The sequence below is a fragment of the Nocardia sp. FBN12 genome (genome assembly GCF_054031145.1).
Map to the genome: position 1 here is coordinate 1,753,181 of NZ_CM132926.1, position 22,326 is coordinate 1,775,506.

The following is a 22,326-nucleotide window of genomic DNA, read 5'->3' on the forward strand; positions in this document are numbered from 1 at the left end:
CCGGCAGCGCATCGCCCCCACGGCGGAGGTTCTGATCATCGCCGCGAATATCACCCCGCAGTCCGATCCCCTCTCATACCAAGGGATTACGGCCGACGAGAATACGGCCGATAGCTTCGAAATCTATGACGACCCCCGCTCTGGTCCCCGAGTCATCTCCACGGTCACCACGGCGCGGCGCCGATGGTGATTACGCCCGGCTGCTGCGCCGAATCTCCGACGCGGGGCTGATGCGCCGACGTCCCGTCTACTACGCCGTGCGACTCGGCCTTGTCGGGCTCGCGTTCGCGGGCGGCTGGGCGGCGTTCGTCCTCGTCGGCGATTCGTGGTGGACGTTGCTGGTCGCGGCGTTCATGGCCGTGACATTCGCGCAGGTCGCGCTGGTGATGCACGACGTCGCGCACCGGCAGGTCTTCCGGCTACGACAGCCGACGGAACTCGTGGGAAGAATCGCGGGCAACGCGGGCATCGGCCTCGGCTACGGCTGGTGGCAGGACAAGCACACCCGCCACCACGCCAACCCGAACCACGAGGAACTCGACCCCGACGTCGCACCCGACATCCTGGTCTGGTCGCAACAGCAGGCCAGGTCCAGCCGCGGTCTGCCCCGCCTGATCGGTCGGGCGCAGGCGTTCCTGTTCTTCCCCCTCCTGCTGCTCGAGGGCCTCAACCTGCACGTGGCCGGCGTTCGTGCGCTGAGGAATCGTTCGGTCAAACACCGCGGCTGGGAGGGTGCGCTGCTGTTCGGTCACTTCGCCGTCTACCTGACCGCGCTGTTCGCGGTGCTGCCCGCCGACAAAGCTCTGGTGTTCCTCGCCGTCCACCAGGGCCTGTTCGGCCTGTACATGGGTTGCATCTTCGCCCCGAACCACAAGGGCATGCCGACCTTGACCGGTGGTGACCGCCCGGATTATCTCCGTCGCCAGGTACTGACCTCCCGCAATGTGCGTGGTGGTGCCGTGACCGACCTCGCGCTCGGCGGGCTCAACTATCAGATCGAGCACCACCTGTTCCCAAGCATGCCGACGCCGAACCTGCGGCACGCCCAGGCGATCGTCCGCGACTACTGCGCCGAAATCGGCGTGCCGTACCACGAGACCGGGCTGATCGCCTCGTATCGCGAGGCGCTGACACACCTGCACCACGTCGGCGCACCCCTTCGATGATGGTGGGGCTACGGCGTCGGTGTGAGACGAGAAGGACGCTCACGGCAGATCGTCGAAACGCACGTCATGGGCCACCGCGGTCGCATGCAGCCCATCGTCGCTCGGTTGGATGGCGGTCAGGCGCGCACCGAGCGGCAGCTCTTGGAGCGGTACGACAAAGGTCAGGGATTGGCGCAGCACTGCCAGGGAGATCGTCGGTCCACCGGCCCTGGCCTGGACCGAGACCGGTGTGACCTCGATGCCCGCCTCCGTCGGTGCGACGGTGACGAAGACCGTCGCCGGCACCGAGAGACCCGCCACCGAGAACGTCCCGGTCGCGCGCAGCCCTTCGGGACTGTGGGAGATCGATTCCACTCCTGACGGCGCGAAGCGCTGCACGACGTCGTACGGGACGACGGCCGTCGCGGTCGCGGTGGCCGCGACGAGGTTCGAAGTGCGATTGCTGATCACGTCGCTCAGCGGTGCGGCGACCTCGCTCAGCGCGACATCGAGGTTGTGCACCGAGATGTTCTGCCCGGTCCAATCACCGATCCGGATGTCGATGTCGTGATAGGTCCCGTCGACGGCCTGAGTCAGAAACGGAAACCCGGCGATCTCGACACCCGGTTGATTCGGCAGGTTGTACTCTGCGGCAACCTTGCGCCCGATCTCGTTCTGCGCCACCACAACTCCGACCCGATCGCCCACGACCAGCGCAATCGCCAGCACCACGATCAGAATCAGCAGCGCGCGCATACATTCACCATCTCGGCCATCCCACCATCATGCTGGATCCCGCCCGGTTGGTGCCTTCGACGCGAAACCTGCGCGTCGCATCCCGCTCGATGGCAGCGGGCAGGACCGGACGCATCGCTAGCAGGCTCGGCCTGCGGCTCGACAACGCGGTCACCTGACTTCGGGTCGGGTGGCGCCGAGAGTATCGCGGTGGAACGGGCCTGAAATGATCTGGGGGCGTGCCGTCCGAGCCGGGTGGCCTTGTCTGGGATGGGTACCTCGTGAGCGCCGCTGTACTTCTGATAGTGATCGTGCTGGTTGCGGCGGTGATGTTCGCGGTGCCGTGGTGGGTGCTGGTGGCCGCGCCGACCGGGCGGAGCGGGACGCTGTATCGGGTCGGTACGGGGGTGTGTGTTGTCGGCTTCGTGGGTTTGCCCGTGGCGATGTTCTTCGGGCACGGGCCGCCGCAGCTCGACTCCGCGGCGATCGTCGGTGACGTTCTGCTCGGGGTGTTGTGGGTGGTGTTCGTCTGGTCGGTGATCGGCTCGGTTGTTCGGGGCGGGCTGAGCGTTGCCGGGGTCAAGGGGGTGCGCGCTACCCGTGGCGTCGCCGTGGCGGTTGCGGTGGTGTCGGTGGTGCTCACCGCGTACGGGGTGTTCGAGGCGCGGCGGGTGCCGCAGGTTCGGACGGTCGACGTCGCGATTCCGGGATTGGCCGACGGGCTCGACGGGCTGCGCGTGGTGGTGCTCACCGACACCCACTTCGCCGCGCTCGATCGGGAGGACTGGTCGCGCGAAGTCGTCGACGTCGTCAATGCGCAGCGGCCCGATGTCGTGGGTCTGGCCGGGGATCTCGTCGACGGTTCGGTGGAGAAGCGCCGCGATCAGGTCGCCCCGCTGGCCGACGTGCAAGCCCCGCTCGGCCGGTTCTACATCACCGGCAATCACGAGTACCTCGATGATGCGCAGAGCTGGATCGACTACATGGCCTCCCTCGGCTGGCAGCCGTTGCACAACGCCCATCGGACTGTCGATCGTGACGGTGATCGGCTGGTTGTCGCAGGCATCGACGACCCCACCGCTGATGTGCCCGGCCACGGCCCCGACCTGCCCGCCGCGCTCGCGGGCGCCGACCCCGCGCTGCCTGTCGTTCTGTTGGCTCACCAGCCCAAACAGGTCGCCGACAGTTCCGCGGCGGGCGTGGAACTGCAGATCTCCGGACACACCCACGGTGGTCAGATCTGGCCGTTCCACTACCTGGTCCGACTCGACCAGCCGGTCGTCGCGGGACTGAGCAGGCACGCGAACGGCACCCAGCTCTACACCAGCCGCGGCACCGGTTACTGGGGCCCGCCGATGCGGGTGTTCGCGCCGAGTGAGATCACCGTGTTGGTGTTGCATCCGCAGCGGTGACCACCGACTGTCAGTGCTCGAGTTCGAGTCGAACGATGCGGTCGTCCCCGGCGGCCGGGTCGCCGCGTCCGTCGGTGTTGTTCGTCAGCAGCCACAGCGACCCGTCCGGCGCGACGGCGACATCGCGGAGGCGCCCGTACTCGCCGACCAGAAGTTCGGTCGATCGGGTGAGTTCGTCGAGCGGGATTCGGCGAAGTCGCTCGCCGCGCAGATTCGCGAGATAGACGAACCCGCCGACATTCGTCATCCCGCTGGGGCTGGCCTCGGACGGTTTCCACTGCTGAACAGGGTCGACGAAACCCGCCCGCCCGGCGATGCCTTCGACCTCGGGCCAGCCGTAGTTGCCGCCGGGTTCGATGAGATTGAGTTCGTCCCAGGTGTTCTGGCCGAACTCACTGGCCAACATCCGCCCGTCCGCGGTCCAGGTGATGCCCTGCGGATTTCGGTGACCGTAGCTGTAGACAAGCGAACCCGGCGTGGGGTTGTCGGCAGGTGCTTGCCCATCCGGTGTCATGCGCAGGATCTTGCCGCCGAGAGCGGCGCGATCCTGGGCGGTTCGGCGCTCGCCCGCGTCGCCGACCGTGGCGTACAGCATCCCGTCGGGTCCGAAGGCGATCCGGCCGCCATTGTGGTTGGCAGCGGCAGGCAGCCCGGCGAGAATCGGCGTCCGGCCGCCGAGCGAGAAATTGCCCGGCTGTCCACCGAGGTCGAATCGTTCGATCCGGTTGTCGTGAGCGGCGGTGTAGTAGGCGAACAGGTGCCGGTCGCGCACCGCGATGCCGAGCAGACCCCCTTCGCCGGACGGCTCGACTCCGTCGATGACCCCCACCTCGAATTGCGTTCCATCGGCCCCGATTTCGAGGATACGGGCACTGTCGCGCTCACTCACCAGTGGCGTAGTGCCGTGGAAGGCGATCGACCACGGGGCATCGAGTTCATCGGTGACGGTGGAGCTGCGCTCGGCTGATTCGGTTCGGGTGGCTGGCTCCCCGGAGTCACCGCTCGGGCTCGGCGCGCACCCACACAGCGGGGCCAGCGCCACGGCGAGCACTACGGGAAGAGCTCTGATGCGGGACTCCATGTGTCGAGGTTAAGCCGATTCCGTGAATGCCGTCACCAGTACCAATATCGGAAGTTGACTCTGATATCGGAGTCTGATTACGGTTATGGCTATGACGTTGGAAGCTCCGACCGACCGACGCAAACGTCGGACGCACGCGGCGGTTCTCGATGCCGCGCAGGTTCTGTTCCTTCGAGAGGGCTACCGCCGCACCACAATCGACCTGCTCGCCGGGGAGGCCGATGTGGCGGTGAGTTCGATATACGCCAATTTCGTCGAGGGCAAGGCTGACGTGTATGCGGCGCTCGCGTGGCGCATCGCGACCCGTCATGCGGAGGCGATGTCCGCACCGATCGAGGGGTCGGCGCCGCGGCGCGAGGTGGCCGCGGTGTTCGATCGGTATGTCGCATTCCATCGTGAGAACCCCCTGGCGTTGCGGCTCCTCGCGTTGACCGACGTCGATGTCAGTGAATCCGAATCGGCGGCGAGGGCCAAGAAACAGATCGATGATGTGCTCGGTGGCCTGATCGAATCGTTCTCCGCCGCAGTGGAACTAGCCGGCTGTGACGTCGAATCCCGTGCGCTGGTACTGATTTCGTGGGCCGCGGTGAACGGTGCCTATTCGCTGTACCAGCGCCGAATGGTCGACGAAGCGACCCTGAATGTCATGCTCGGCATCGCCCGAGCCGATCTGCTCGAGCATGTAGGTGGTCAAGATGAAGCGTGACGGTGAACTCGGCAGGTTGCAGCAGATCCGCACTGCGAGTGCGGCTTTGAGTGTGCAAACAGCGGCCTTGCCGCACCTCGTTCGCGGGTTGCGTCGCAACAGCAACAGCAACGGTTCGGTCGGCGCGGCCCCGGTACCGCCGGACTCGCGCCTGTGCCGGGACGCGCTCGAAGAAGCCACCGAGGTCCTCACTCCGGCGGTGCTCGCGCACAGCTTGCGATGCTGGGAATTCGGCACCGCCCTGGCGAAGTTGGACGATCTCGCACCCGATCCGGAGGCGCTGTATCTCGCGTGCGTCCTGCACGACATCGGCTTGGGTGCACCAGCCGATGCGACGACAGGATGTTTCGCCCTGCTCGGTGCGCACCGGGCCCGCACCTTCATCGTCGACCGCGGCGCCACCGCTGAGCTGGGGGAGTGCGTCCATATTGCCATTGCTCGGCACATGGATCCGGGCACTCCCCGCGGATGCGGCGCCGAAGCGGCGTTGCTGCACGACGCCGCGCACCTGGACGTGGTCGGGCTGCGGGCCCATCAACTGGATCCAGGTTTGCTCGCCGAAATCCATGCGCGCCACGGCAGGAACGGCTTCGGCGGCGAGTTCGCCGCCGCGATGCGGCAAGAAGCGCGAATCCGGCCACGCTCGACGGCGGCGACGCTGTGGCGCTCCGGCATGCCGATCGCTATCGCGCTGAACCCGCTCGATCGTTGAGAATCAGCTGGCGAGCAGGGCGTCGAGTTGGTGGGCGGCGGCGACCGGGGCGTTGGTGACGTGGCCGGCGTGGGTGTTCAGGCCGAGTGCCAGGCTGGGATCTTCCGCGCAGGCGCGTTCCCAGCCCTTGTCGGCCAGGGCAACCACATAGGGCAGGGTGGCGTTGGTGAGCGCGTAGGTCGAGGTGTGCGGCACGGAGCCGGGCATGTTCGCCACGCAATAGAACGTCGAGTCATGAACCTGATACGTCGGATCCGCGTGGGTGGTCGGGTGCGTGTCCTCGAAGCAGCCGCCCTGGTCGACCGCGATATCGACCAGCACCGATCCCGGTTTCATCTGCGCGACGAGGTCGTTGCTCACCAGCTTCGGGGCGGCGGCGCCGGGGATCAGGACCGCGCCGATCACCATGTCCGCCGCGCGGACCTGCTCGGCGATCGCCAGCTTCGACGACGCCAGCCCCCGCACGCGGTTGTTGTAGCGCCAGAACGACATTCGCAGTTTGTCGAGGTCGGTGTCGAGCAGCGTCACGTCCGCGCCCATGCCCAGCGCGATATTGGCCGCGTTCTGGCCCGCTACGCCGGCCCCGATGATGACCACCTTGGCCTGGTCGACACCGCCGACGCCACCGAGCAGCACCCCGCGACCGCCGTAGGGCTTCATCAGCGCGTGCGCGCCGACCTGTGGCGCCAGACAACCAGCGACTTCCGACATCGGATACAGCAGCGGCAGTCCGCCGGAGGGGAGTTGCACGGTCTCGTAGGCGATGGCCGTAACCCGGTGCGCCAGTAGCTGTTCGGTCAACGGCCGATCCGCGGCCAGATGCAGGTAGGTGAACAGGATCAGCCCGTCGCGCAGGCGGTGGTACTCCTGCTCGACGGGTTCTTTGACCTTCAACACCAGGTCCGCGCCTGCCCAGACGTCGTCGGCCTCGGCCAGGACCCGCGCGCCCGCGGCGAGGTATTCGGAGTCGGGAATCGACGATCCCACTCCGGCCCCGGCCTCGATGGTCACCTGGTGACCGTTCGACACCAGTTCGTGCACGCCGATCGGCGTGATCGCGACGCGAAACTCGTTGTTCTTGACTTCTTGGGGGACACCGATGCGCATGATTGCTGCTCCTTCGCAGATGATCGGGTTCTGACCCGAGCATCGGCGAAGAATTAGCTATCAGCTATAGGACCTGCACAATCACCGGAATTCAGCGCAAAAGCTGAGTATCCTGCGGTCATGTCCGCGCGACAGCAAAACCACCCGCAAACCGTGCAGCCGTTCCGCGGGTCGCCGTCGAACCTCGACGACATCGACCGCAGACTGCTCGGCGAACTCGCCGAGGACGCCCGCGTACCCAACAATGTCCTGGCGGCGCGGGTCGGCATCGCCGCGTCGACCTGCTCGCTGCGCCTGCGCAGACTCCGCGAACTCGGTGCCATCCGCGGCTTCTACGCCGATATCGCCCCGGAGGCGCTGGGGCTGCCGCTGCAAGCGATGATCTCGGTCCAGGTACAACCGGCGGCCAGGGCCCGCATCGGCGAGCTGAGCACCAAGCTCGCCTCGCTACCCGGGGTGGTGAACGTGTACTTCCTGGCCGGCACCGTCGACTTCCTGATCCAGGTGTCGGCGGCCTCGCCGGACGCGTTGCGTGAGTTCGTCACCCAGGAGCTCAGTGCGACTCGCGAATTCGCGTCGACCGAGACCAGTTTGGTCTTCGAGCACATTCGCAGCGCGCACCCCACCCGGTGAGCCCGCGCCCGGCGCCGGGCCGGGCTCTCTGCGACGATGTGCCCATGAGCACCACCACCCGGCCGGGTGTGATCACCGCGGGCACGCTGTTGCTGTTGTCGTCGCTGTATTTCGCGCAAGGACTGCCGTTCGGCTTCTTCACCCAGGCGGTGCCGGTGGTGTTGCGCGATTCGGGCTATTCGCTGACCGCGATCAGCGCCTCGGGTGTCCTGTTCCTGCCGTGGGCGCTGAAGTTCTTGTGGGCGCCCTACGTCGACCGGTACGGCACCCGGCGCACCTGGCTGCTGATGCTGCAACTGCTGTCGGCCGCGGTCGCGATGGTGTTGGCCTGCCTGGATCTGTCGTCCTCGCTGCGGTGGTTGTTCGCGGGCATCGTGGTGGTGAATCTGCTCTCGGCGACCCAGGACGTGGCCACCGACGGTTTGGCTGTGCGCATGCTGGGTTCGCGTGAGCGCGGGTTGGGCAATGGGGTCCAGGTCGGCGCCTATCGCGTCGGGATGATCGTCGGCGGTGGCGCCCTACTGTGGTTGTACGCGCTGGCCGGGTGGCGGGCGCTGTTCCTGGCGATGGCCGTGCTGATCGTGCTCACCACGGTGCCGGTGTGGCTGCTGCGCGAGCCGGTCGCCGACCGACCCGAGCGCACGCGGCCCACGCGACTGCTCGGCGCCTGGTGGACCAGACTGCGCCGCCCCGGCGTTCTCGCATTCATCGCGTTGATCGGCGCGTTCAAGTTCGGTGACTCGATGGCCGCGGCGCTCACCGGCCCGTTCATGACCGACGCGGGCCTCGAGCTCGGCGAGATCGCCCTGATCAAGGGCGTCCTCTCCTCGGCGGGCGCGCTGGCGGGCGCGGCCCTCGGTGGCTGGCTGGCCTACCGTTTCGGTCGCCGCCAGGCGCTGCTGATCGGCGGCATCACCCAGACCGCGAGCATCGCGCTGTACCTGCTCACCGCCCTCGGCGTCGGCGGTTTCGAACTCCTCGTCACCGCGAGCCTGGCCGAGCACGTCTTCGGCGGTGCCGCCACTGTCGCCGTCTTCGCCTTGATGATGGACGCGTCCGAACCCGACCACGCGGGCAGCGACTACACCCTCATGGCCTGCGCCATTGTGGTGGTCCAGGGCGTGGCGGGCATGGCCGCGGGACTCGTCGGTGACCTGGCCGGCTACCCCGCCCTCTTCGGCACCGGCCTCGTTCTCTCCGGACTCGGCTGCGCCGCGATGATTCTCGGCTTGTCCCGCGGTCTCGGGCCCGCGAACCTGCATCGAGGTCCCGGCGATGTGCGGGACAGCGACCGCTGTGTCGCCGGACAGGAGCGCGACAAGGACTTCGTCGAGTAGCCAGGCAACACGCGGTGTCGGCCTCGACACGACACCGGGCTTCTCGGCCGTGATCAGCCGCCTTACCCGGTTCACTCGACTATCTTGAGTCCGGTGTGTTCGCCTGAGATCGTTCGCCTCGCCCAGGAGCGTGTGCCGCGGCCGAGCAGGCGGGCGGCGCTCGGCCTGGCGGGTCTCGCCGCGCTGACTGCGGTGGCGCCCGCGCCCGCCGTTGCCGCGCCGCGCTCCGGCGTCGTCGACCTGACCCACACACTGACGCCGCAATTGCCGGTCTGGCCGGGTAATCCGCCGATGGTCATGGTTCCGGTGGCCTGGCACGCGTCGGGCGGGTTCGGGCAGTTCGCGCTCGGGTACTGGGAGCACACCGGAACCCATATCGACGCGCCCGCCCATCGGATTCCCGGCGCCACTACGACCGAGGGGCTCGCGGTGGACGACCTCGTCGCGCCGCTCGTCGTGATCGATATCAGTGCCAAAGCCGCCGTCGACGCCGACGCGGTGGTGACCGTGGCCGATATCGACCATTGGCGGTCGCGGCACGGGGATATCCCCGAGCGCGCTTTTGTCGCGATGTATTCCGGCTGGGAGCATCGGATAGACCGTCCGTCGACCTTCCTCAATCTCGACGACCGAGGAACACCGCACGCGCCAGGATTCTCCGCCGAGGCCGCGGAATACCTTGTCGCGCAACATGGAATCGTCGGGGCCGGTGTCGATACGCTCAGCCTGGATTGCGGTGCCGATCCCGAATACGGTGCGCACACAGCTTTTCTCGGTGCCGGTCGTTACGGGGTGGAGATGCTCGCCAACCTCGCGGCCGTACCGGCGAAAGGTGCCACGGTGATCGTCGGCGCACCGAAGCACGCAGGCGGAACCGGCGGACCGTGCCGGGTGCTCGCACTCACCTGAGGTGCCATCACCAGTCCGGTCTGCCGATCGAAAGCCGGTGCTGGAAAACATTTCCCGGATCCGCGGCGGCCTTGACTCGCAGCAGGCGCTGATAATTGTCGCCGTAGTAGAAGGCGTGCCACGGCAGGCCTGAGCGGTTCCACTCGGCATCGGCCAGGTCCGGGTCAGGATAATTGATGTAGCTGCCGCCGTAGGCCTCGTTCGGCACCGGAACGCCGCCGGTCCCGGCATGGACGTCGCGGTACATCTCGCGCGCCCAGCGCACATACCGGTCGTCGTCGAACGGCAGTCGCCACGATGCGTGGATCAGCATCTTCATGAACGAATCCCGTGCGGGCATCGCCGTCGCATCGGCGGCGACGGCATTGATCGCGCCGCCGAACGGCAGGAATTCGAGCTGGGACTCACCGAGAAAACGGAGATCGGTGATATAGCGGTAGAAGATTCGGAGTTGCTCGGGGGAGTACGCCGTGCGCAGATAGGCGGCTTTCACCTTGACGCGCGTGGTGTTCGCGCCCTTCGCGTAATACACCTGGTTCACCGTGTCCGGGTAGGACAGCCCGGTGACCGGGGTGAGAATGGGCGGCGGGAACACGCCGTCGCTCACCGTGTCGACGAATTCGTCGAAACGGGCGCGCGCGTCAGGGGTTTCGGCATCGAACAGGATCAGCATCTCGGCCGCGCCGGTGCCCGTCGTCCGGATCATCAGTGGTGCGTAGAGACCGGCGAACTCATTGCCGGGCGCGCTGTGGCGTTCGAAGAATCCGAGGTAGTTGCCGAGCAACCGGACGAACGAATCCTCTGTCGTGATGGGCAGGATCAATCGCGCGCTGAGCATGCTGTGCGGCGGTTTCGGTAGCGCGAGCGCCGGATCCGAGCCGTCGGACCCGGGCGATCGGAGCAGGAACCGGGTCACCACACCGAAATTGCCGCCACCGCCACCGGTATGCGCCCACCACAGATCGCGATCGGGGCCGTCTTTCGTCGCAACCACGACTTTCGCGGTGCGATCGGCATCGACGGTGACGACTTCCACCCCGGCCAGGTGATCGGCGACGAGCCCGAATCGCCGCGACAGCGGACCGTAACCACCACCGCTGACATGACCACCCATCCCGACGCCGAGACAGATCCCACCCGGCACGGTGACGCCCCACCGATGCAGTGCGGTGTAGACGGTGCCGATGTCGGCGCCCGCGTCGACGGAGAAGGCGCGGTGGTGCTCGTCCCAGAACACCGCACCGAGTCGACCGAGGTCGATGATCGAACGGGTCTGGGCGTTGTCGACGAAATCATCGAAGCAATGCCCGCCCGAGCGCACCGCGATCCGCGCGTCCTCGGCGACCGCTCGCGCGACAGCACCGCGAACTTCCTCGGTCGTCGTCGGCACATAGATCTTCGCTGGTCGGGCTTGGAACCGGCGGTTGTAGCCGCGCTCGGCGAGGGCCTGGTACTGCGCTTCGCCCACACCGAGAGTGCGCTCGTCGGCGCGGGCAGCGGGAACGCCGAACGCGGCGAGCGTGCCGCCGACGGTGGCCGCGGCGAGGAACCGTCGACGTGAGAGCGACACCGGGCTTCTTTGCTCGGACACAGGGTCAGTCTGCCGCAGATCGGGTGACGTGTCCGGGTTCCGGCCGGTGGTGCGCGTGTTCTTACGCGTGGCCTGCGACGATGACGGGTGGCGTTCGGGTCAGGCCGGTGGATCGGTGGGGCGCAGGTAGACGGGGTGGCCGCCGGTGAGGTTGTTGTACAAGGTGCTGAAGTCCAGAGCGTCGGTGGCAGGCTCTTTCTTCGGTTGCGCGCTGCGATCGACCTGGCGGTGGAGGGCTTCCATCTTCTCGTCGAGTTGGGTGGCGACCTCGGCCGCCTGGGCGAGATCGCTGCGCAGGTTCGGCGGGACCTCGCCGCGGTACTTGTAGTAGATCTTGTGTTCGAGGCTGGCCCAGAAGTCCATCGCGATCGTGCGGATCTGGATCTCCACCGGAATCCGTTCGGTGCGGTCGGAGCGGAACACCGGGATCGACACGATCAGGTGCATGCTCTGGTAGCCGTTCGGCTTGCGGTGGGTGATGTAATCGCGCTCCTCGAGGACCGTGATGTCTTCCTGACCGGCCAGCATGTCCCTGATCGTGCCGATATCGGAGATGAAGCTGCACACCACCCTGACCCCGGCGATATCGAGCACGTTCTCGCGGATGGCCGCCAGGTTCATCGCGTAGTTCTTGCGGCGGACCTTCTCGAGGACGCTCTCGGGCGACTTGAGCCGCGAACCCACGTGCTCGATCGGGTTGTACTCGTGGGTGTTGTTGAAGTCCTCACGCAAGATATTGATCTTGGTCGTCACTTCGTCGATCGCGAACTTGTAGCCGAGCATGAAGTCGACGAACTGCTCCCGCAGCACCCGCAGGTCGTCGATGCCCACGCCGTCGCCGTCGCCGAGCGGGCCGTCATCGGTGCTGGGGTCGCGCTGCCACTGTTTCATCGATTCCATTGTGCCGTTGTTCGGGCGAACACCTCGTCAGTGCGTGCGGCATCACGTTGGCAACTCTCACAGCTCCCGGCTGTTGTGTTCGTTCGGCCGACAGAATCCGTAGATATTTCGTTTGCCCACGGGCCGACCGGCCGAGGATGACTTCTGGTGCAGTGCCTGACGACGGGCACCGTCACGGCACGGGGGCCGAGGCGAGCGGGCACTACCCGGCAACGTGGCCGGGCTGAGGAAAGCGCGCAGCAATGCCGAGTGATGTCGTCGATGTGTCCGTGGAGTTCTCGATCTCGCGCCGGGCCCTGTGGGATGTTCTGCTCGAACCGCAGAGTTATCCGCGGTTGTGGGCCGGGATCGGGGGTTGTGACCGGCTGCTGAACCCCGACGGCAGCACCGTGTGGGAGGTCAGAATCGGTGATCGGGGCGTAGGCGTACGGCGTACAGGGCTGGCGCTGACCATCGGGCGCTGGTACGAGAGTTTCGAACTGCACAATCCCGAATCGGGCAGTTTCGCCCTGGTCCGGCTGACCGGGGACGAGCAGCGCACCCGAGTCAGCGTGACCGTGTTCGCGGCGCCGCGGCTGCACCCGACGCTGGCGGGGGTGACGAACGCGGCGATCATCGGCTGGGTCAAGGACGGGCTGCGGCGCGCGGCCGACGTCGTGAGCGGCGCGCGTACCTCGGTCGTGGCCAACGGCAACCGGGCACCGATCCGGCGCAAATCCGAGCTCGTGCGCTGGTGGGTGCACTCGGGTCAGGTCTCGCCGCCGCTGACCTCGGCGAGGCAGCTGCGGTCGCTGTACCGGTGGGGATTCAATCTCGCGGGCGGATACGCCGCGGGCGCCGCGCACAGCCCGGACCAGGTCGCGTTGATCGACGACGGCAGCACCGCCACCTTCGCCGAAACCGACAAGCGCACCACGGCGTTGGCGGGCGCGATGTACGAGGTCGGGCTGCGCGCGGGGGACGCGGTGGGGTTGCTGGCCGGAAATCATTGCGGGATGGTCGAATCCATGGTCGCGGCGGGCAAGCTCGGCGTCGATGTCGCGCTGTTGAACTCGGGACTGTCCGGGCGGCGGATCGAGGACATCGTGCAGCGGCATCGGCTCTCGGCGTTGTTCGTCGACACCGAACTGGCGCATCTCGTGCAGTACCTGCACACCGACCTGCCGCGCTTCTTCACCGACGACGCGCCCGCCGACCCGACGCGGATCACGATCGAGGACCTCATCGCGATCCGGCACACGAAGTTCCCCGTCCCGACGGTGCCAGGACGCCAGATCGTGCTCACCTCCGGCACCAGCGGCACCCCGAAGGGGGCGCGTCGCCCGCACCCGAAGGGCTTCGACACGTTGGTCGCGCTGCTGTCGCTGATCCCGATCCACGCGGGTAGCACCATGATGATCCCGGCGCCGCTGTTCCACACCTGGGGGCTGTCGGCACTGCAATTGAGCACCGCGGTGCGGGCCACCGTGGTGCTCGCCCAGGGCTTCGCCGCCGAGGAATGCCTGCGCCGCGTCGCCGAACACGGGGTGCACACGCTCATCGCGGTGCCCACGATGGTGCAACGCCTGGTCGACCTGCCCGAGCAGGTGCGAAACCGGTACGACCTGAGCAGCCTTCGGCATGTGATCAGCTGCGGCGCACCGCTCGCGGCAGCCACTGTCGACCGGTTCCTCGACGACTACGGCGACGTCCTCTACAACCTCTACGGTTCCACGGAGGTTTCCTGGGCCAGCGTGGCCGGGCCAGCGGACCTGCGCGCCGCGCCGACGACGGCCGGGCGCCCGCCCCTCGGAACCAAGATCGCGATCCTCGACGCCGAACACAGGGCGGTGCCGATCGGGGTGGTGGGGCGGATCTTCGTCGGCAACCACATGCTGTTCGACGGCTACGTCAGCGACGCACCGCCCGAGGAGTCCGACGGCATGATGGACACCGGCGATCTCGGCTACCTCGACGCCGAGGGCAGGCTGTTCGTGGCGGGCCGCGACGACGAGATGATCATCTCGGGCGGGGAGAACGTCTTCCCGCGCCCGGTGGAAGAGGCGCTGGCACACCTGCCGCAGGTCACCGATGTCGCGGTGGTCGGCGTGCCGGATCGCGAATTCGGTCAGCGACTGGCCGCGTTCCTCGTCAAGCACGAAGGTTCCGGACTCGACCCGGAGATGGTGCGCACCTACGTCCGCAATCGGCTCAGCCGCTTCTCGGTGCCGCGTGACGTCACGTTCCTCAACGCGCTGCCACGCGGCGAGACCGGCAAGGTACTCAAGCGCTTGCTGGTCGACCCGGAGGGGTTGGCCGGCTGAGCGTCTCGGTGCGCCGCGCGGCCGTCGGCCGGGTAGGGCGAACCACATGCCCTGGCCGCTTTCGCGCTCAGAGGTCGAGGACCAGGCGCTTACCCGCGCAGCGCGAGACGCAGGCCAGCGTGACCCCGGCGGCGTGTTCCTCGGGGGTCAGTGCGCCGTCGCGGTGGTCGGGGGTGCCGTTCGTGACGTGGACGACGCAGGTGCGACAGAAGCCCTGGCGGCACGAGTAGGGCTGGTCGGGGCGCACCTTCAGCAGGGCATCGAGCATGGTCTGGTCGGCGGCGACGGGCACGATCTCGCCGGTGCTCGCCAGCTCCACCTCAAACGCGGTGCCGTCGACAACCGGTGCGGGAGAGAACCTTTCGGAGTGGAACTCGATGCCCGGCATCGTGCGCACGGCGGCGACGAGGGCGGCTGTCATCGGGGTGGGGCCGCAGCAGTAGATCGCCGTGTCGTGATCGACACCGTCGAGAAGATCGGTGGCACCGGGTGTTCCGTGCTCGTCGTCGGTCCGCACCACCACGTGTCCGGACAGTTCGGCGAGCTGGTCGAGGAACGGCAGGGTGTCGCGGCTTCGCCCGCAGTAGACCAGGGTCCAGGCGATACCCAGCCGGTCGGCGGCACGCGCCATCGTCAGGATCGGGGTGATGCCGATGCCGCCCGCGACGAAGTGCAGGCGTTTGGCCGATGAGCCGCGCCCTGGCGGGGCGAAGGGGAACGCGTTGCGTGGTCCTCGGATCACGACCTCGGTCCCGACGGGCAGTTCGTCGTGGACCTCGATCGACCCGCCGCCGCCGTGGGGAATGCGCCGCACTGCGATGCGGTACTCGCCGGTGTCGACCGGGTCGCCGCACAGCGAGTACTGCCGTAGCCGCCCGGACAGGAGTTCGATGTCGATGTGCGCGCCCGGCGCCCACCGGGGCAGTTCGGAACCGTCGGGTGCGCGCAGCCCCAGATTGATGACGGCTTGGTCCTCGGCTACCAGTACCCGGTCGGTGACGACCACCGGGAAGCGGGCGTCGTCGGCCCTGGTGCGGATCGGGCGGCGGTTGATCAATGTCGACCACCGCACGCGCAGGTCGGCGACCTTGTCGAGCACTCTGGTCGTCGGGTCGTGCTCATGTTTGCCGTACAGGTCCGGCGGGATCACCTTGGGTGCGGGGTATACGGTCACCGGTCCGCCGCCCTCGCTGCCGGAGACTTGGCCAGATAGGCGATCGCCTGTTCGGTCGAGCCGACATTCGCCGGGTCGTAGCGCGGGTTGAACGTGGACCCGGCGCTGATGAGCAGCGCCGGAATACCCGGCAGCGCGCCCCGCCACATCGCCCCGAGGATCTTCCAGATCAGCGTGGGGTACCCCATCTTCGGCAGTTCGGGATCCTGATTGACGAGGAACTTCGTGCCGCGTACGACCAGGCTGAGCAGGATCGGGATGGCGAGCAGCATGATTGCCGCACGCCGCACATACCCGGCCCCGAAGTAGATCGCGACATCGTGGGCGACACTGCGGTGTTCGACTTCCTCGGCGCCGTGCCAGCGGAACAGGTCGAGCACGCGTGGTTCGGCACCGTGGGATTCCAAGTCGGCGTTGAGAATCCAGTCGCCGAGCCAGGCGAAGAAGTGCTCGAGGCTGGCGATGAACGTCAACCGTTCGACCAGTCGGGTCTGTGCCGCTTGCGGGCTGCCCTCGCGCGCGCCGAGCGAGTTGCGGAAGACGTACTCCATCTGGCGGGTGTAGGGCGCGGTGTCGATGTGGTGGGCGGCGAAAACCTGATCCAGGACCTTGGCATGGGTTTCGGCGTGCATCGACTCCTGGCCGATGAATCCGAGCATGGCCTCGCGCACCTTGGCATCGCGCACGTAGGGCAGCGCGTCGCGGTAGGTGGCACAGAACATCCGCTCGCCCTCGGGCAGCAGCAAGTTCAGCGAGTTCACCACATGCGAGGCGATCGGCTCGTTCGGCATCCAGTGCAGTGGTGCCGAAGTCCAGTCGAACTTCACATTGCGGGCCTGCAGGGCGACATCAGGGGCATGCGCGGTACGAGCGGCGCGACGGAAGGGGCGCTTCATCGGGTCTCCTGTGCGAAGGGAGCGGAGTTGTCGTGGCCTGCGCGCAGGAACTGCCCGGTTCCCCAGTCCGCGCCGATACCGGGCGCCACGGTGCCCGCGCCGAAGACCTTGCGGCCGTTGACGACGGTGGCGACGACAGCGCGGTCGTTGCGATTGACCATGCGATCGAGTCCGAATTCGGGCAGCGGCGCCTCGTGGAGCTGGTGGACCTCGTCGTCGAGTCCGGTGGGGTCGATCACGACCAGATCGGCCCGGCTGCCTTCGCGCAGGTGACCCGCATCGATCCGGTACCAGTCGGCGAGCTCACCGGTGAGGCGATGGATCGCGTGCTCCACGCTCAGGAACGGCTTGCCGGATTCCTGTGCGCGCAGCACCCTTTCGAGCAGGCGCAGCGGGTAGTTGTAGAACGACATGTTGCGCAGGTGCGCGCCCGCGTCGCCGAAGCCCATCTGCACGCCGGGGCTCGCGGCGAGCTTGTTCAGGTACTCCGGGCGATCGTTGGCGATGGTCGTGCGCCACCGCAGGGCCGGGCCGTATTCGACAACCATGTCGAGGTAGGCGTCGACGGGGTGCAGGCCACGGTCCTTGCCGACCTGCCCGATCGACTTGCCGACCACCGATTCGTCAGGGCAGGCGATGATCTCGGCGTCGAAGAAATTGCGGTGCCAGATGCGCGGAGTGAACTTGTTGTCGTACTGCTTGCGGAACCAGCGGCGGTACGGCTCGCTCTGGAGTAGTTCGTTGCGTTCGACCTGGTCCTTGAGGTGCAGGGCAGCGGCACCGGCGCCGAACTCCTCGAACACCACCAGGTCGATGCCGTCGGCGTAGACGGTGAACGGCACGGGCAGATGCTGCCACCGGAAGTCGGTGCGGGCGAAGCGATTCAGCAGCGGCGCGGCGTAGAGCATGAACCACACCAGCGGCGGGTAGGCCTTGGAGTCGGCAGCCGACAGCAGCGAGGTGCGCAGCTTGGCGCGGCCGATGCCCGCGCTGGCGAGGAAGAACTTGGCGATGTTGGGGTTCAGGCTGACCGTCGGGGCACTCTGCAGGACACGGCCACGCTTGCGCAGCACTTTGTTGAGCGCGCGTACCTCTCTGCCCCGGGTATAGGTCGAGGGCAGCGACCGCGAGCGGTATTCGTCGCCATCGATCTTGTCGAGCTTGTTCGTCATCGACGACAGACCGAGGAAGCCGGCGTCGACCGCCGCGTCGAGCAGGGTGGTCATCTGCTCGATTTCGGCGGCGGTGGGTTTGGTGTCGCGGGTGACGGCGCGGCCGAGTCCGAGCACATGCGTGCGCAGGTCGGAGTGGCCGAGGAACGCGGCGACGTTGGGGCCCAACGGCAGTGCGTCGAGTGCCTTGGCGTACTCGCCCGGGTCCGACCAGGTGCGGTGTGTGTCGAGGGCTCCGTGCACCGCGTCGCGGGGCACGGCCTCGACGCGACTGAACAGATCCGCGCAGTCGGCGTTGGACGCCAGGACCGTCGACAGCGAGCAGTTGCCGACGACGACGGTGGTGACACCGTGGCGCAGCGACTCCGACAGTTCGGGCTTGATCAGCAGTTCGGCGTCGTAGTGGGTGTGCACGTCGACGAAGCCAGGCAGCACCCACTTGCCCGCGGCGTCGATCACTTCGGTGTCGGGGCCGATCGGCAGCGGGGTCGCGGACACGGCCTCGACGATGCCGTCACGGATGCCGATCGTGCGCTGCGCGGACGCGGCTCCGGTGCCGTCGAACCACAGACCGTCGGTAATGACGATGTCGAAGTCGAGCATGGGCTTTTCTCTCATTCGTCGTTACTTGGGCTGAGCCTGGATGAACGCGTCGGCGTATTCGGCGATCGCGGCGGGGTCGGAATAGGGCAGCCAATGCCCGCGCGGTAGGTCGTGGCGGACGACCTGATCAGCCCACTTCGCGGTGTCGTCGTAGCCCGCGGGGCGCACGGCGATGTCACGGGTGTTCACGAGCAACTGCACCGGAACGGTGGTGCGGCGTTCCCGCGGCCCGAACATGCGGGCGATGATGTTGGCCTTGTAGAAGCGCAGCCCCGAGATCATGTCCTGTTTCAGGGTCGGCGCCAGCGAGATCTGCTCGGCGGGCGTGCCCTCGACCGCGCGAAGGAACAACTTCCAGCTCTTCTCGGTGCCCACGAGCCGGAAGAACAGGCCCGGCAGGATCGGCAACATGAAGAAGGTGGTGTAGGCCGAGGACACGCACTGGCTGAGCGTGCCCCAGATCCCACGCGGGGTGCCCGACCGCACGCCGCGACGCATCCAGGTGGCCAGGTGGTCGAGGTTGGGGCCCGAGATCGAGGTGAACGACGCCACGTACTGGTCCGCACCCGGCTCGCACACCGCCTCCCAGACCTGGACCGAGCCCCAGTCGTGGGCCACGACATGCACCGGTTCGGTGGGGCTCACGGCCTCCACCACGGCGAAGAAGTCGGTCGCGAGCCGGTTCAGCTCGTAGGCCGATACCTGGGTCGGGGCGCTGGACTGTCCGTACCCGCGAGTGTCGTAGGAGATCACGCGATATCTGTCCGACAGCAGGGGCACGACGCCGTCCCACAGGTGATGGGTATCAGGCCAACCGTGGACGAGAACCACCGGAATACCGTCTTCCAGGCCGAATTCGTAAACAGCGAGCGAGATGTCGCCGTTGCGCACCAGATGCGTTCTGGATGACGCTGCCCCGGGGCGGGGGCTGCCGGTTTCGCGCGTCATACGAGACTCCTTCCGGCACGGGGCGACGTTGCTCCGTGCGCATTCAATAGTACCGTCGGTACCGATTGGTGGTACGCGTGGTACCGGAAATATCTTGAAGATCTACGGCGCGGCTGTCAACAGCCCGGACGAGTCGGCCCGCGACACCGTGGCCGATCCACCGCCGGGCGCCGTTATCCTGGCCGTACCCGAAAGGTGGATCAGGGAGAACAGTGACTACATCGTCCAGACCGGTTCGCCGGTCGCCCGTACGGCTGCTCACCCGCGAACAAGTCATCGCGGGTGCGGTGCGGTGCATCGACCGCGATGGACCTCAAGTGAGCATGGAAACGCTCGCCCGGGAGATGGGCGTCGCCAAACCGCGCCTGTACCGCATGTTCGCCGACAAATCCGAACTCGACGGCGAGGTCTCGGATTGGCTCGTCGGGCGGGTCTACGCCGCCGTCGCGCCGGATCTTTCGTTGATCATGCAGCCGCCACGGGCCACGATTCATCGGTTCCTCACTGCCTATGCCGGGGTCATCGCCGAGCATCCCGATGTCTTCCGGTTTCTCGTCCTCACCCAGAGCGTGTCCAGCACCGACCCGTCTGCTCGGCCATTGGACATCGGTCGGCGGCTCTCGCACGATCTGGCCGAGCGCAGCCGCAGCGTGCTGTCCTCGGTCGCGCTCGATACCGACGGTATCGATCATCTGCTGCGTGGCATCGTCGGTTTCGTCATGGCCGTCACCGACCTGTGGCTCGACACCGATCCGGTTCCGCTGCCGGAACCGACGGCACTGTTCGTCGATCGGACGACCAATGCCGTCGTCCAATTGTTCGACGGCTTTCTTCGCGAGAAGGGCGTCGTCATCAAGCCGGACATGTCGGTGGCGGCGACGTTGGCCACCATCACCGAAAACGCGCCGCCGTTCGACTGACACCCACCCGGTGTTGCCGGCTCAGGCCTTCATCTCGTAGGAACCGGCCAGTGCGCGGGCCCTACCGAGAACCTGTTCGAAACGGGAGCCGTCGAAGACCGGGCGACGAACCAGGTCGAGAGCCCGGCGCTGCTGGGTGGGGGTGGCGGTCGGCTTGTTGTGCAGGGTGAGCGCGTTCGCGGAGAAGGTGCGCACGAACCCGTCGAAGATCTGATCGAGCACCGCCGGATCGGTGCCGTCGATGCGCGCCTGTTCCAGTACCAGCTGCGCGTAGGGCACCGCGGTGAACAGCTCACCGAACGCGAACAGGAAGTCCACATCCTGCTGCTGCGACGAGGTGGGCGCGGCGACCGCGAGCAGCGCTTGTAGCGCGAGCACCTGTTCGAGGAACACCGCCACGTTCGCCACATTGCCGAAGCTCTCGAAGACCGGGCGCCAGTCGGCGAAGCGAATCCGGCCCAAGCCGCTGCTCGGGCCCTGCCGGAACAGGAACTCGTCGTCGGCGGTGTCGTGGCGCGAGGGCACCGGAGCGTAAGCGGCACTGGTGAATTCGGCACGCAGCGGCTTCACGACCGCGCCGAGACGCGGAGTGATCTTACGACTGGACCACGTGAGCGCACCGGCGACCGCGCGGGTGGTTCCCGTGGATGCCACCGAGGCGCCAGGCAGCGACTGCATCGCGGCCAAGCCGGCGTCGGCGGGGTGGAACATGTAGTTGGCCATGAACTTCAGCGACAGCGCCATGTTGACGTGGACGGTGCCTTCCAGCCGCGGCAGGCCGAACATGGCCGTCATCGCGACCGGGAAGTACATGTCGTTCTCGAACCCACGCGCGGCGATCACGTCGGCCAGATCCTCGATCACGCGCTGCCCCTGGCGGGTCACCGACATCTTCTCGATGGCGTTGAACAGCAGGTAGCGGCGGTCGTCCGGCGAGGCCGAGCGCATGTAGTCCACCGCGCGTGCGCTGTAGAGCTTCATCGCGGCGATACGCGCGTAGGTATCGGTGATCAGCGCCCGGACCTGCGGGAACTCGGTCACCCTGTGCCCGAACAGGATCCGGTTCTCGGCGTGGTCGATCGCCTCGTAGAAGGAGTGCTCACAGGCGCCGACCGCACCGAAGCCGAGGTTGAACTTGCCCACGTTGACGGTGTTCATCGCGGCATGGAAGGCGTCCTCGCCGCGGTGGAGGATGTCCTCCTCGGCGACCGGGTAGTTCTCGAGATCGAAAGCCGCGACATAGATCTGGTTGTTCACGACGTTCTTCTTGAGCTTGTACGCGTCGTGCTGGGAGTCGGCGACGAAGAAGAGATACCCCTCGTAGTCCTCCTGCGTCGGCTTGCGGCGCAAGGCCGCGGCGCTGTCGATGATCGGCTTGTCCGAACGACGCCCGAACACCGAGACCATCGAGGCGAGGTTGCCGTTGCCGATGTAGTACTTGCCGCCGGTCGCGGTGTAACCGCCGTCGGGCTGCGGGTCGACGATCATGTCGGTGGAGTACACGTCGGCGCCGTGTTCCTTCTCCGACAGGCCGAACGCGAAGATCTCGCCTGCCTCGAGCTGTGCGGCGGCCCTCTTCTTTGCCACGGCGTTGTCGCTCTGCCAGATCGGGCCGAGGCCGAGGATGGTGACCTGCCAGATGTACCAGTAGGTCATGCCGTAGAAGCCGAAGATCTGGCTCAGCATGGCGTTGCGCGAGGTGTCCCAGCGCTTGTCCGGGTCACCGCCCGCCTCGGCCGCCGGAGTGAGGAAGGTGGCGAACAGGCGTTCCTTCTTGACGAAGTCGAGGAAGTCCGATGGCCAGACGCGGGACCGGTCGTCATCGAGCAGCTGGGTCTTGCCGCGGGTCTCGAACCAGTCGACCGTCGCGCGCAACAGCCTGCGCGTCGCCGGATCGAACTGCGCGAAGTCGGCGGTGTTCGGGTTGAAGAAATCCTGGGGCATCTCGCTCCTCCTGCGGGCGTCCAGCGCGGTCGGACGGTTCATTCGCCACTGTAGCATTTTCGTACAATGATGTAGGAACAGCTGGTGGGTTGCTATTG

Annotated in this window: 19 protein-coding genes; 9 read left to right on the top strand and 10 right to left on the bottom strand. The window is 67.0% G+C overall.

The annotated features are described in order from the left end of the window. The first annotated feature begins 125 nt into the window (after nt 1-125). The gene (locus tag ACWZHB_RS08670; protein ID WP_427907413.1) at nt 126-1,166 is read left to right on the top strand and encodes a fatty acid desaturase family protein; all 1,041 of its coding nucleotides are present in this window, start codon (nt 126-128) and stop codon (nt 1,164-1,166) included. A gap of 39 nt (nt 1,167-1,205) precedes the next feature. Here the strand turns inward: ACWZHB_RS08670 and ACWZHB_RS08675 are convergent, their stop codons facing one another. Next, nucleotides 1,206-1,901, bottom strand: coding sequence for an LmeA family phospholipid-binding protein (locus ACWZHB_RS08675; RefSeq protein WP_427907414.1), 696 nt, complete (start codon nt 1,899-1,901; stop codon nt 1,206-1,208). A gap of 284 nt (nt 1,902-2,185) precedes the next feature. Between ACWZHB_RS08675 and ACWZHB_RS08680 the strand changes: the two genes are divergently transcribed. After that, nucleotides 2,186-3,292 (top strand): metallophosphoesterase, encoded by a 1,107-nt coding sequence (locus ACWZHB_RS08680; RefSeq protein WP_427907415.1) that lies wholly within the window; start codon nt 2,186-2,188, stop codon nt 3,290-3,292. A gap of 10 nt (nt 3,293-3,302) precedes the next feature. Here the strand turns inward: ACWZHB_RS08680 and ACWZHB_RS08685 are convergent, their stop codons facing one another. Then, nucleotides 3,303-4,373 carry a PQQ-dependent sugar dehydrogenase gene (locus ACWZHB_RS08685; protein ID WP_427907416.1) on the bottom strand — a complete coding sequence of 357 codons (1,071 nt, stop codon included), beginning with the start codon at nt 4,371-4,373 and terminating at the stop codon, nt 3,303-3,305. A gap of 91 nt (nt 4,374-4,464) precedes the next feature. Here ACWZHB_RS08685 and ACWZHB_RS08690 point away from each other — a divergent pair, with 91 nt between their 5' ends. Together ACWZHB_RS08690 and ACWZHB_RS08695 are read left to right on the top strand one after the other, a co-directional pair. Beyond that, nucleotides 4,465-5,079, top strand: a complete 615-nt coding sequence (locus tag ACWZHB_RS08690; RefSeq protein WP_427907417.1) for a TetR/AcrR family transcriptional regulator — start codon at nt 4,465-4,467, stop codon at nt 5,077-5,079. Then, on the top strand, nt 5,069-5,791 hold the full coding sequence (locus ACWZHB_RS08695; RefSeq protein ID WP_427907418.1) for an HD domain-containing protein: 723 nt from the start codon (nt 5,069-5,071) through the stop codon (nt 5,789-5,791). Before ACWZHB_RS08690 ends, ACWZHB_RS08695 begins: the two co-directional genes overlap by 11 nt. Before the next feature lie 3 nt (nt 5,792-5,794). Here ACWZHB_RS08695 and ald read toward each other — a convergent pair whose 3' ends face one another. After that, nucleotides 5,795-6,898 carry an alanine dehydrogenase gene (ald, locus tag ACWZHB_RS08700; RefSeq protein ID WP_427907419.1) on the bottom strand — a complete coding sequence of 368 codons (1,104 nt, stop codon included), beginning with the start codon at nt 6,896-6,898 and terminating at the stop codon, nt 5,795-5,797. A gap of 120 nt (nt 6,899-7,018) precedes the next feature. Here ald and ACWZHB_RS08705 point away from each other — a divergent pair, with 120 nt between their 5' ends. From ACWZHB_RS08705 to ACWZHB_RS08715, 3 genes are all read left to right on the top strand, one after another. Beyond that, complete coding sequence (locus tag ACWZHB_RS08705) at nt 7,019-7,531, top strand: Lrp/AsnC family transcriptional regulator (protein ID WP_427907420.1); 513 nt, start codon at nt 7,019-7,021, stop codon at nt 7,529-7,531. Between the two features lie 44 nt (nt 7,532-7,575). Then, nucleotides 7,576-8,868 (top strand): MFS transporter, encoded by a 1,293-nt coding sequence (locus ACWZHB_RS08710; protein WP_427907421.1) that lies wholly within the window; start codon nt 7,576-7,578, stop codon nt 8,866-8,868. Nucleotides 8,869-8,961: 93 nt separating this feature from the next. Continuing rightward, nucleotides 8,962-9,777: a cyclase family protein gene (locus tag ACWZHB_RS08715; protein WP_427907422.1), complete on the top strand. Its 816-nt coding sequence runs from the start codon at nt 8,962-8,964 to the stop codon at nt 9,775-9,777. A 7-nt stretch (nt 9,778-9,784) separates the two neighbouring features. Here the strand turns inward: ACWZHB_RS08715 and ACWZHB_RS08720 are convergent, their stop codons facing one another. After that, nucleotides 9,785-11,368 carry an FAD-binding oxidoreductase gene (locus ACWZHB_RS08720; RefSeq protein WP_427907423.1) on the bottom strand — a complete coding sequence of 528 codons (1,584 nt, stop codon included), beginning with the start codon at nt 11,366-11,368 and terminating at the stop codon, nt 9,785-9,787. 99 nt (nt 11,369-11,467) lie between these two features. Beyond that, the gene (locus ACWZHB_RS08725; RefSeq protein WP_427907424.1) at nt 11,468-12,259 is read right to left on the bottom strand and encodes a GTP pyrophosphokinase; all 792 of its coding nucleotides are present in this window, start codon (nt 12,257-12,259) and stop codon (nt 11,468-11,470) included. A 251-nt stretch (nt 12,260-12,510) separates the two neighbouring features. Between ACWZHB_RS08725 and ACWZHB_RS08730 the strand changes: the two genes are divergently transcribed. Then, a complete protein-coding gene (locus tag ACWZHB_RS08730) occupies nt 12,511-14,571 on the top strand; it encodes an AMP-binding protein (RefSeq protein WP_427907425.1) in 2,061 nt (686 codons plus the stop codon). Between the two features lie 67 nt (nt 14,572-14,638). Here the strand turns inward: ACWZHB_RS08730 and ACWZHB_RS08735 are convergent, their stop codons facing one another. Genes ACWZHB_RS08735 through ACWZHB_RS08750 form a run of 4 tightly spaced genes read right to left on the bottom strand, consistent with a single transcriptional unit; the run spans nt 14,639 to nt 19,364 of the window. Continuing rightward, nucleotides 14,639-15,745, bottom strand: coding sequence for a PDR/VanB family oxidoreductase (locus ACWZHB_RS08735; protein ID WP_427907426.1), 1,107 nt, complete (start codon nt 15,743-15,745; stop codon nt 14,639-14,641). Next, nucleotides 15,742-16,641, bottom strand: a complete 900-nt coding sequence (locus ACWZHB_RS08740) for a metal-dependent hydrolase (protein WP_427907427.1) — start codon at nt 16,639-16,641, stop codon at nt 15,742-15,744. Before ACWZHB_RS08740 ends, ACWZHB_RS08735 begins: the two co-directional genes overlap by 4 nt. Next, nucleotides 16,638-18,416, bottom strand: a complete 1,779-nt coding sequence (locus tag ACWZHB_RS08745; protein WP_427909116.1) for an N-acyl-D-amino-acid deacylase family protein — start codon at nt 18,414-18,416, stop codon at nt 16,638-16,640. The genes ACWZHB_RS08740 and ACWZHB_RS08745 overlap by 4 nt, the downstream gene beginning before the upstream one ends. Before the next feature lie 21 nt (nt 18,417-18,437). After that, complete coding sequence (locus tag ACWZHB_RS08750) at nt 18,438-19,364, bottom strand: alpha/beta fold hydrolase (protein WP_427907428.1); 927 nt, start codon at nt 19,362-19,364, stop codon at nt 18,438-18,440. A 287-nt stretch (nt 19,365-19,651) separates the two neighbouring features. Between ACWZHB_RS08750 and ACWZHB_RS08755 the strand changes: the two genes are divergently transcribed. Further along, entirely contained in the window at nt 19,652-20,284 is a 633-nt protein-coding gene (locus ACWZHB_RS08755) for a TetR/AcrR family transcriptional regulator (protein WP_427909117.1), read from the top strand. 21 nt (nt 20,285-20,305) lie between these two features. On the opposite strand, the gene ACWZHB_RS08760 is transcribed toward ACWZHB_RS08755, so the two are convergent. After that, nucleotides 20,306-22,228 carry an acyl-CoA dehydrogenase family protein gene (locus tag ACWZHB_RS08760; RefSeq protein WP_427907429.1) on the bottom strand — a complete coding sequence of 641 codons (1,923 nt, stop codon included), beginning with the start codon at nt 22,226-22,228 and terminating at the stop codon, nt 20,306-20,308. Nucleotides 22,229-22,326 lie beyond the last annotated feature (98 nt).

Coding starts and splice junctions, on each gene's coding strand:
- ACWZHB_RS08670 (WP_427907413.1), top strand. CDS start 126: ATGACGACCCCCGCTCTGGTCCCCGAGTCATCTCCACGGTCACCACGG.
- ACWZHB_RS08675 (WP_427907414.1), bottom strand. CDS start 1,901: ATGCGCGCGCTGCTGATTCTGATCGTGGTGCTGGCGATTGCGCTGGTC.
- ACWZHB_RS08685 (WP_427907416.1), bottom strand. CDS start 4,373: ATGGAGTCCCGCATCAGAGCTCTTCCCGTAGTGCTCGCCGTGGCGCTG.
- ACWZHB_RS08690 (WP_427907417.1), top strand. CDS start 4,465: ATGACGTTGGAAGCTCCGACCGACCGACGCAAACGTCGGACGCACGCG.
- ACWZHB_RS08695 (WP_427907418.1), top strand. CDS start 5,069: ATGAAGCGTGACGGTGAACTCGGCAGGTTGCAGCAGATCCGCACTGCG.
- ald (WP_427907419.1), bottom strand. CDS start 6,898: ATGCGCATCGGTGTCCCCCAAGAAGTCAAGAACAACGAGTTTCGCGTC.
- ACWZHB_RS08705 (WP_427907420.1), top strand. CDS start 7,019: ATGTCCGCGCGACAGCAAAACCACCCGCAAACCGTGCAGCCGTTCCGC.
- ACWZHB_RS08710 (WP_427907421.1), top strand. CDS start 7,576: ATGAGCACCACCACCCGGCCGGGTGTGATCACCGCGGGCACGCTGTTG.
- ACWZHB_RS08725 (WP_427907424.1), bottom strand. CDS start 12,259: ATGAAACAGTGGCAGCGCGACCCCAGCACCGATGACGGCCCGCTCGGC.
- ACWZHB_RS08730 (WP_427907425.1), top strand. CDS start 12,511: ATGCCGAGTGATGTCGTCGATGTGTCCGTGGAGTTCTCGATCTCGCGC.
- ACWZHB_RS08740 (WP_427907427.1), bottom strand. CDS start 16,641: ATGAAGCGCCCCTTCCGTCGCGCCGCTCGTACCGCGCATGCCCCTGAT.
- ACWZHB_RS08745 (WP_427909116.1), bottom strand. CDS start 18,416: ATGCTCGACTTCGACATCGTCATTACCGACGGTCTGTGGTTCGACGGC.
- ACWZHB_RS08750 (WP_427907428.1), bottom strand. CDS start 19,364: ATGACGCGCGAAACCGGCAGCCCCCGCCCCGGGGCAGCGTCATCCAGA.
- ACWZHB_RS08760 (WP_427907429.1), bottom strand. CDS start 22,228: ATGCCCCAGGATTTCTTCAACCCGAACACCGCCGACTTCGCGCAGTTC.